This window comes from Thermogemmatispora sp., assembly GCF_019683755.1.
In the GTDB taxonomy this organism is placed as follows: domain Bacteria; phylum Chloroflexota; class Ktedonobacteria; order Ktedonobacterales; family Ktedonobacteraceae; genus Thermogemmatispora.
Genome location: NZ_JADGHT010000211.1, coordinates 1 through 8,257 on the forward strand (window position 1 = coordinate 1; position 8,257 = coordinate 8,257).

At 59.8% G+C, this 8,257-nt stretch carries 7 protein-coding genes; 3 read left to right on the forward strand and 4 right to left on the reverse strand.

Going from position 1 to position 8,257, the window contains the following annotated elements:
• The 3 genes from nuoL to IRZ24_RS13445 form a co-directional block, all read left to right on the forward strand.
• A partial coding sequence (nuoL, locus tag IRZ24_RS13435) for an NADH-quinone oxidoreductase subunit L (RefSeq protein WP_297165092.1) occupies positions 1-1,740 on the forward strand: 1,740 nt, incomplete at its 5' end.
• A 6-nt stretch (positions 1,741-1,746) separates the two neighbouring features.
• Positions 1,747-3,297, forward strand: coding sequence for an NADH-quinone oxidoreductase subunit M (locus IRZ24_RS13440; protein ID WP_297165094.1), 1,551 nt, complete (start codon positions 1,747-1,749; stop codon positions 3,295-3,297).
• A gap of 58 nt (positions 3,298-3,355) precedes the next feature.
• The gene (locus IRZ24_RS13445) at positions 3,356-5,128 is read left to right on the forward strand and encodes an NADH-quinone oxidoreductase subunit N (RefSeq protein ID WP_297165096.1); all 1,773 of its coding nucleotides are present in this window, start codon (positions 3,356-3,358) and stop codon (positions 5,126-5,128) included.
• 382 nt (positions 5,129-5,510) lie between these two features.
• On the opposite strand, the gene groES is transcribed toward IRZ24_RS13445, so the two are convergent.
• The 4 genes from groES to IRZ24_RS13465 all read right to left on the reverse strand — a co-directional run bounded on the left by groES (position 5,511) and on the right by IRZ24_RS13465 (position 8,209).
• Entirely contained in the window at positions 5,511-5,816 is a 306-nt protein-coding gene (groES, locus tag IRZ24_RS13450) for a co-chaperone GroES (protein WP_297165098.1), read from the reverse strand.
• Between the two features lie 177 nt (positions 5,817-5,993).
• Positions 5,994-6,863, reverse strand: a complete 870-nt coding sequence (locus IRZ24_RS13455) for an ABC transporter permease (RefSeq protein ID WP_297165100.1) — start codon at positions 6,861-6,863, stop codon at positions 5,994-5,996.
• Positions 6,820-7,620, reverse strand: a complete 801-nt coding sequence (locus IRZ24_RS13460; RefSeq protein WP_297165102.1) for an ATP-binding cassette domain-containing protein — start codon at positions 7,618-7,620, stop codon at positions 6,820-6,822. The genes IRZ24_RS13455 and IRZ24_RS13460 overlap by 44 nt, the downstream gene beginning before the upstream one ends.
• Positions 7,604-8,209, reverse strand: a complete 606-nt coding sequence (locus IRZ24_RS13465; RefSeq protein WP_297165103.1) for a MarR family transcriptional regulator — start codon at positions 8,207-8,209, stop codon at positions 7,604-7,606. The genes IRZ24_RS13460 and IRZ24_RS13465 overlap by 17 nt, the downstream gene beginning before the upstream one ends.
• Between the last annotated feature and the right edge of the window lie 48 nt (positions 8,210-8,257).

Below are 8,257 nucleotides of genomic sequence, written 5' to 3' on the forward strand. Positions count from 1 at the left end.
CATATTTATTCGGCAGGCTACATGGCAGATGATCCGGGCTTCTGGCGCTTCTTCTCTTATCTGAACTTCTTCATCTTTGCGATGACGCTGCTGGTGAGCGCGGATAATCTGCTCTTCCTGCTAGTGGGTTGGGGCCTGGTCGGCCTAGCCTCCTTCTTGCTGATCGGTTTCTGGTATCAGCGTCCGGCGGCGGTCGCGGCGGCACGCAAAGCCCTGGTAATCAATGTCATTGGCGACTTCGGCCTGATGCTGGCGATCTTCTTGCTCTTTAAGCACTTCAATACAGTCGACTACGGCTATGGCGGTCCGAACTGCATTCCGGGTACCAGCGGCTATGGAGTGCTGACGGCAGCCTCCTGTCAACAGTTGGGCACACTGGTCTCGCTGGCGATTGCGCTGCTGCTCTTTGTGGCCTGTGCGGCGAAGTCAGCTCAGTTGCCGCTCTACATGTGGTTGCCGGATGCGATGGAAGGTCCAACGCCGGTTAGTGCCCTGATCCATGCGGCGACAATGGTGACTGCCGGCGTCTATCTGGTGGCGCGTGCGCATGTCCTCTTTACGCTCTCGCCCTATGCGTTGCCGATTGTGGGGGCTATTGGCGGATTGACAGCTCTCTTCGCGGCGACTATTGCGCTGACGCAGCTTGACATCAAGCGTGTGCTGGCCTATTCGACGATCAGTCAGCTCGGCTATATGTTCATGGGGGAGAGTGCGGGGAGCTATAGCGCGGGTATTTTCCACCTGACGACGCATGCCTATTTCAAGGCGCTGCTCTTCCTGGGAGCGGGGGCCGTCATCCATGCCCTGGGCGGCGAGCAGGATATGCGCGAAATGGGGGGGCTGCGCTTCCGCATGCCAATTACGTTCTGGACCTTCCTGATCGCCGTGCTCGCCATCAGTGGCATTCCGCCTTTTGCTGGCTTCTGGAGCAAGGATGATATTCTGAGCGCCCTCCTGACGCAGGCTGCCAGTAGTGGCGGGACTGTACGGTATCTGTACTATGGGCTGTGGGGCTTGGGTATCTTGACTGCCGGCCTGACTGCCCTCTATATGTTCCGCCTCTTCTATGCCATCTTTATGGGCAGCTATCGCGGCGCAGGACCGCTCAAGCATGGGCATGGGGCTGTCGATGAGGAAGAGGAAGAAGAGGAGGTAGTCCATGTAACGGGGCGGAGGCGCGCTCAGTCGGCGTTCTATGAGATCTATGAGGCGCCAGCAGTGATGACTGTCCCGCTGGTGATTCTGGCAATCCTCTCGACGATCGGTGGTCTGGTTGGTTCCTTCGCACTCTTTAACTACAGCCGCTGGCAGCCGTTGAATAGCTTCCTGGAGCCGGTGCTGGGCACGGCGCCGGAGGGTAATCTGCGTCTGCTCTGGCTCTCGACGGGAGCCAGCCTGATCTTTGCCCTGCTTGGACTGCTGATCGCCTGGCGGCGCTACGGTCAGGGGTTCGTCTACAAGGAGAGTCGCAATCCCTTCTATCGCCTGGCCTACAACAAGTACTATGTTGACGAGATTGGCGTTGCACTCTTGATTAATCCGCTGCTGTGGCTGGGACGTCAGGCGACGGCTCTGCTTGAAGGTGGGCTACTTGACGGGGGCAGCCGGCTGATCGCGCGGGCCTTTGGTCTGCTGAGCGCGGGTGTGCGTCGCCTGCAAACTGGCTACGTACGTAACTATGCGCTGGCGATCCTGGTCGGGGTCATTCTGATTCTTCTCTACTATGTTGTGAGGGGGTAAGCCGGCATGTTCCCGATGTTATCGACGATTATCTTTCTCCCGCTACTGGGGGGCGTTGTCGTGCTGTTGCTCCCCCGCGAGCGGGTTCATCTGATCCGCTGGACAGCACTGGGCGTGGCTTGGCTAGATCTGCTCTTGGCCCTCGGCGTGATGCTGGCCTATGCCCAGCCGCATCCAACCGTGATTACGGTGGGCACGGTTCCGGTGGTGGTGGGAGAGGCTTCGCCGACGGTGGCTAGCGTGACCTTCCTGCTGCAGGAGCATGTGAGCTGGTTACCGGCCCTGGGGATCAATTATAGCCTGGGGGTAGATGGCGTCAGCGTGCTGCTGATGACGCTCACGACGCTGTTGACAGTGATCTGTATTGCGGCCTCGTTTCGGGTTGAGCAGAAGCTGCGCACCTATCTGGCCTTTATGCTCTTGCTGGAGAGCGGTCTGCTGGGGGTCTTTCTGGCCACCAATCTTTTCCTGTTCTATGTCTTCTGGGAGCTGATGCTCATCCCGGCCTACTTCCTGGTCGGCGGTTGGGGTGGTCCGCGGCGTGTCTATGCGGCCATTAAGTTCGTGCTCTATACGGCGGTAGGCAGCTTTCTGATGTTGGCTGGGATCATTGCCCTGGGCTACTATTATCGCACAGGCGGGCATTATACGCTCGATCTGGCGGCCATGATCAACAGTTCGACGCACCTGAGCAGCACCGTGCAGCTCTGGCTCTTCCTGGCATTCGCCGCGGCCTTTGCCGTCAAGGTGCCGCTGGTGCCGTTCCATAGCTGGCTGCCGGATGCCTATAGCGAGGCGCCGGCGCCGGTGACGGCTATGCTCTCTGGAGCAATGGCCAAGGCTGGAGCTTTTGGCTTTCTGCGCTATTGTCTGACGCTCTTCCCGGATGCTGCCCATCGCCTGGCGCCGTTGATCAACACGCTGGCCGTGATTGGCATTCTCTACTGCGCCCTGTTGGCCCTGGTGCAGAGCGATATGAAACGCCTGCTGGCCTATTCGAGTATCAGTCATCTGGGGGTGATTACGCTCGGCATTTTCGCCCTCAATGCGCAGGGCCTGGCCAGTCAGCAAGGGATCGACGGCGCGGTTTTGCAGATGGTCAACCATGGCATTACGATCACGACCTTGTTCCTGATCGTGGGCTTCCTGGAGGCGCGTACTGGTACACGGCGTCTGGAAGACTATGGCGGGATGGCGCGTCGCTGGCCAATTATGGCGAGTGTTCTGATGATCGCCGCTCTATCGTCGTTGGGCCTGCCTGGCCTGAACAGTTTCGCGGGCGAGTTCCTGGCCCTCTTGGGGGTCTTCCGCAGCAACGCGATTTTTGGCGTGCTGGGAACGCTCGTGGTTGTGCCGGCAGCCTGGTACATGGTGCGGCTGGTGCAGAATGCCATGATGGGGCTGCGTCCGGCGGGTGGCCCGGTGCTGGCGGCTGAGCGTAAGGGTGGCCTGCCTGATCTCGATATTGGTGAGTTTCTGGTGCTACTGCCGTTGCTGGTGCTGATCTTCTATATCGGTGTGCATCCGCTGCCGCTGACTTTCTTCGTGGAGCACTGATCGGCGAGAGGGTGAGTGAACGGAGAAGGGCGGCGGCGGAGAGGAGCGGGAACAGGTTTTGTTGCGAGGTTTTGCTATGTCGTTTACGTACATCGCATCGGCTGCCGACTGGGCCCGCATTGCGCCTGAGCTGGTACTGGCCGGGGTAGCGCTGCTGGTCCTGTTGGTCGATCTGCTCTTACCCCAGACCGGGTCTGTGCCTCGCGAGCGGGGGGCAGCCAATTTCTTTGTGCTGCCGCTGTTGGCCTTGCTGGGGATTCTGGGAGCGCTGGCGGCCACGATTGCGCTCTTCGTGGTTGGCGACGGTCAGCGGGCTTTCTTTGGCCTGGTCGGCTCTGATTGGGGATCGCTCTACGCGTATCTGGCCATCTTGAGCGCTGCCGGTTTAGGGATTATCTTCTCTCCCGCCTATCTGAAGCGTTTGAAGCTGGTGCATCAGGGCGAGTATTATGCCTTGTTCCTGGCGGCAACGCTGGGGATGATGCTTTTGGCGGCGGCAACCAGCTTTATGACCTTGTTCTTGGGACTGGAGACGTTGTCGCTGGCACTCTATATTCTCTGCGGCTTTGTGACGCGCCGACAAAGCTCGCAAGAGGCAGGAATGAAGTACTTTCTGTTGAGTTCATTCGCCTCAGCTTTCCTGCTCTATGGGGTGGCGCTGATCTATGGGGCCACGGGCACGACGCGCTTCGGGGCGCGGGGAACGAGCGCTTGGCCGGGTGTGCTGCAGTTTTTGCAGGCCCACCCGCAGAGTACGACGCTCTTGCTCATTGGAATCGGCCTGCTAACGGTCGGTTTTGCCTTTAAGGTGTCAGCTATTCCTTTCCAGATGTGGACGCCGGACGTCTATGAGGGAGCACCAGCGCCGGTAACGGCCTTTATGTCGGTGGGGACGAAGGCGGCGGCTCTGGTGGCGTTTGCGCGGGTCTTCGCGGTGGTGTTAGCACCGGTAGCGGCGGACTGGCAGGCGCTGGTTTGGGCATTGGCGGTACTGACAATGGTGGGTGGCAATGTGCTGGCGCTGGTGCAGCGCAATGCCAAGCGGCTGCTGGCCTATTCGAGTGTGGCTCATGCTGGCTATCTGCTGATTGGTGTGGTGGTGGGAGGTACGACAGGTCTAGCCGCTCTGCTCTTCTATCTGCTCTGCTATGCTTTCCTGAATGCGGGGGCTTTTGGGGTGCTGAGTGCTCTGGAGCGGCTGGACAATGGTGGCTGTGATCTGGAGGATCTGCGTGGACTGTGGTTCCGGCGACCCTGGCTGGCGGGCTTTCTGGCCTTCTTCTTGCTGGCGCTGGCAGGCTTCCCGCCGATGGCTGGCTTTGCGGCGAAGTATTATCTGTTCCTGGCGGCTTTGCAGGGAGGACATCCCGAGCTGCTGCTGATCGGGGTGCTGACAAGTGTGCTGGGGATGTATTATTACCTGCGCCTGATCGCGGCCATGTTTATGGAGTCGGCGCGCGGGGTTGTCGGGGAAGCGCGAGAAGCCGCTCCGGCGCTGGCGCTGGCGAGTACAGGCGGAGAACCCAGGGTTTCCGGGCCGCTGGGACGAGCGGCCTCGACGCGTACGGGGGGAGCGAGTTCAGGTGCGGCTGGCGCGGCGCTGGCGGTGAAGGCTGCTCCCCTGGCAGCGGCGAAGCGCGTGCCAGTGGCGGAACAGGTGCCTGAGACGCACGAGCAGGCTGCTGAGGAAGAGGGAGCACTGGCGGGTGGCTCGCTAAGCTGGACGACCTGGCTCGGTCTGGGTCTGGCAGCACTGGGGGCGCTGGCACTGGGGACGGTCCTACCCTTCTGGTTGGTCGATCTGGCGCTGAAGGCGGCGGCGATGCTCTAGCGTCCGCACCGGTAAAGGGAACTGAGCTGCCGCGCCCCGCGCCAGGCCGGGGCTGTGCGTCCTTGGATGACGCTTCTTCTGAAAGACGCTTCTTCTGAAATGACAAGGAAACAGGCAAGGTGGATCATACCCTCTAACCGTATGATCCACCCGCCTGCTTCTTTTTTGGGAGAGGCACATCTGTTTAGCTCGCTTGGAAGATGATGATAGATAGGACGTAAGGCGCTATTGCATCTCCTTATAGGGCAAAAAAATTCCAGTGCCGTACGCGCTCATAGGCACTGGAATCGCCGCATCTGATAGCGATACCGGGGCACAATAAAAGAAAGCAACGAAAGAGGAAAGAATAGAGAGGAGTAGAGCGAGAGAGGCCGCCAGCAGTCTACTCCTCGACCACGCCCATCACATCGCTTTCACGCAGGATCAGCAGCTCCTCATCATCGATCTTAATCTCAGTGCCAGAATACTTGGAGAAGAGCACATGATCGCCGACGCTGACCTCCGGCTTCACACGCTGGCCGTTATCAAGCAAGCGACCGGGGCCAACCGCCAGGACCAGCCCCTGCTGTGGCTTCTCCTTGGCCGTATCGGGGAGCACAATGCCGGTCTTCGTCACCGACTCGCGCGTCACCGGCTTCACCAAAACACGATCAGCCAATGGGCGAACCTTCTCACCTGCGGTTGACATAGACTCTACCTCCCTTGCACAAAACAGATAGCATCGTCAGCACAGGTCGCCACCGCGCTCGCCTCCGGTGAGCTTCGCGGCGTGGCGCCTGGCCGATTAGCACTCTCGCGAAGAGAGTGCGAACCGGCTATTATCATACACCAGAGCGAGCCACATCGCAAGAGGGAAAAGGCGCCCTTACAGCACAATCGACTGATAGCTTGAGGCGGCCAATGCCTGCGCCACAATCACCGCCAGCAGCAACACGCCCCAATCCAGCGGAGCATCGGGAACCGTGCCGACCACCAAGAAGCCGCGCAACAGGTCCACAATATAACTCAGCGGATTAATCTGCGCCAGAATCCGTAACCAATCAGGCATGATGGCCAAGGGATAGATGGCATTACTGGCGAAGAAGAGAGGCATTGTCAAGACCTGACCGATGCCCATGAAGCGCTCGCGTGTTTTAACGATGATGGCGATCAGCATGGACAAGGTTGAGAAGAAGCTAGCCCCTAAGAGGACCGCCAGCAGGCTGCCGATTATGCCCACGACGCTCCACTGCAGATGCACGCCCAGGATCAAGGCCAGCACGAAGATGATCACCGCCTGAGTGAGCGAGCGCACAGCCGCCCCTAGCCCCTTGCCAGTCACAAAGCTGGCGCGCGGCACTGGCAAGACCAGAAACTTCTGTAAGATACCAGCATCGCGCTCCCAGATGATGCTCAGCCCATAGAAGATGGAGACGAACATCAAGGACTGTGCCAGAATGCCCGGCGTCATAAAAGTCAAGTAGCTCACCGAGCCAGTAGGGATAGCGCGCAGGCGCGAGAAAGCTTCTCCAAAGACCACCAGCCACAGGGCCGGCTGCACAGCGCGCGTCAGCAATTCCGTGGGATCGTGGCGCAGCTTACGCAGCTCGATCTCCGCCACTACCAAGACGCCGCGCATATAAGTCACAATGGTTTCCCAGAGTGAAGGTGGACGCAGCAGGGACTCCAGATCGGTACCTTCCCGCTGGGATTTATCCGAAACGCTGAGCGCGCCGACGTAGCTGTCTGACTTCACGATAACTGCCTCCCGACTCCAGAGTATTGCCTGTCACCGACGTAAACACATCCTCAAGCGTAGCGCCAGGCCGATTCAGACTGGCCTTCAGGGCCGCTGGCTCACCGATGGCCGCGATGCGCCCATGATCCATAATGGCCACACGCTGGCAGTAGGCATCAGCCTCCTCCATATAGTGCGTTGTTACCAGCAGCGTGATCTGATCCTGACTGCGCAGCAGCTCTAGCGCCTCCCAAACCGAGCGTCGGGCCGTCGGATCAAGGCCGATGGTCGGCTCGTCCAGGATGAGAATGCGCGGACGGTGCAGGATGGCCTGGCCGATCTCCAGTCGCCGGACCATGCCGCCTGAATAAGTGCGTACCAGACTGTGGGCCGCGTCGCGCAAGTTCAGCAGCTCGAGCACCTCCCAAATACGCCGCTCACGCTCCTGGCGCGGAAAACCCAGCAACTTGGCCACCACCAGCAGATTCTCATAGCCGGTCAAGGAGCTGTCCGCGGAAAGCGACTGCGATACATAGCCGAGCAAACGGCGAATCACCATCTTATGGCCTTGCACGTCGAGTCCTGCGATGCGCATCTGGCCGCTGGTTGGCGGAATCAAGGTGATCAGCATCCGAATGGTAGTGGTCTTACCGGCGCCATTGGGGCCGAGTAGCCCAAAAGCTTCGCCCTCCTGAATGGAGAAGGTGATATGATCAACAGCGACTTTGTCGCCAAAACGCTTGACAAGATCTTCGACTTCAATCATCGGCCTCATGCGGCCTGACCTCCCTCTCTGCTGCTAGGGTAGCGTCGATTGCCGGCTTGGCGTGACTGCCCCCGCTCGGCTGTTCACCACGGCCCCGGCTCTTCTCCGGCCTACCTGGCTCATATTCCTGATCAGGCCTTTCCCCGCCCTGACCAGCGCCTTCGCGCCAGCCACCGGCGGCCTCGGCGGCCACCAGTACTCGCTCGATGAGTCGCTGCAGCTCATCCTGCTCTTCAGGAGTTAATGGCTCTAACATACGCGAGAGCGCCGCACGCCGCTCCTGCTGCCAGGCCGCCACCTGCTCGGTGCCGCGTGCCGTCAGCTCAACCAGTACCACCCGCTCATCGCCTCCCTCGCCTTGACGGACACGCCGCACCAGGCCCGCCTTCTCCAGCCGCTTACAGGCACTGGTCACAGAGCTGCCGCTCAATCCGAGGGTAGTCGCTAACTCGCCAACGCTGCACCTCCCCCGCCGGCTCAGGCTCTTGAGCAGCCAATATTGCTCAGGCGTCATTTCGGCCCGCCTCACTGGGTGAGTGCTGCGCCTCAGCAGTCGCCACAAGGCCAGCAAATCTTCTACCAGGCGCTCGCTGGCCATAACTTGCTCCCTTCTTTTTTACAGGCTAATATTTTTACTATCAAATAT

Bases quoted from the DNA above. Each gene is read 5' to 3' on its own strand.
- IRZ24_RS13460 (WP_297165102.1), bottom strand. From the start codon at position 7,620: ATGAGGCCGATGATTGAAGTCGAAGATCTTGTCAAGCGTTTTGGCGAC.
- IRZ24_RS13465 (WP_297165103.1), bottom strand. From the start codon at position 8,209: ATGGCCAGCGAGCGCCTGGTAGAAGATTTGCTGGCCTTGTGGCGACTG.
- IRZ24_RS13440 (WP_297165094.1), top strand. From the start codon at position 1,747: ATGTTCCCGATGTTATCGACGATTATCTTTCTCCCGCTACTGGGGGGC.
- groES (WP_297165098.1), bottom strand. From the start codon at position 5,816: ATGTCAACCGCAGGTGAGAAGGTTCGCCCATTGGCTGATCGTGTTTTG.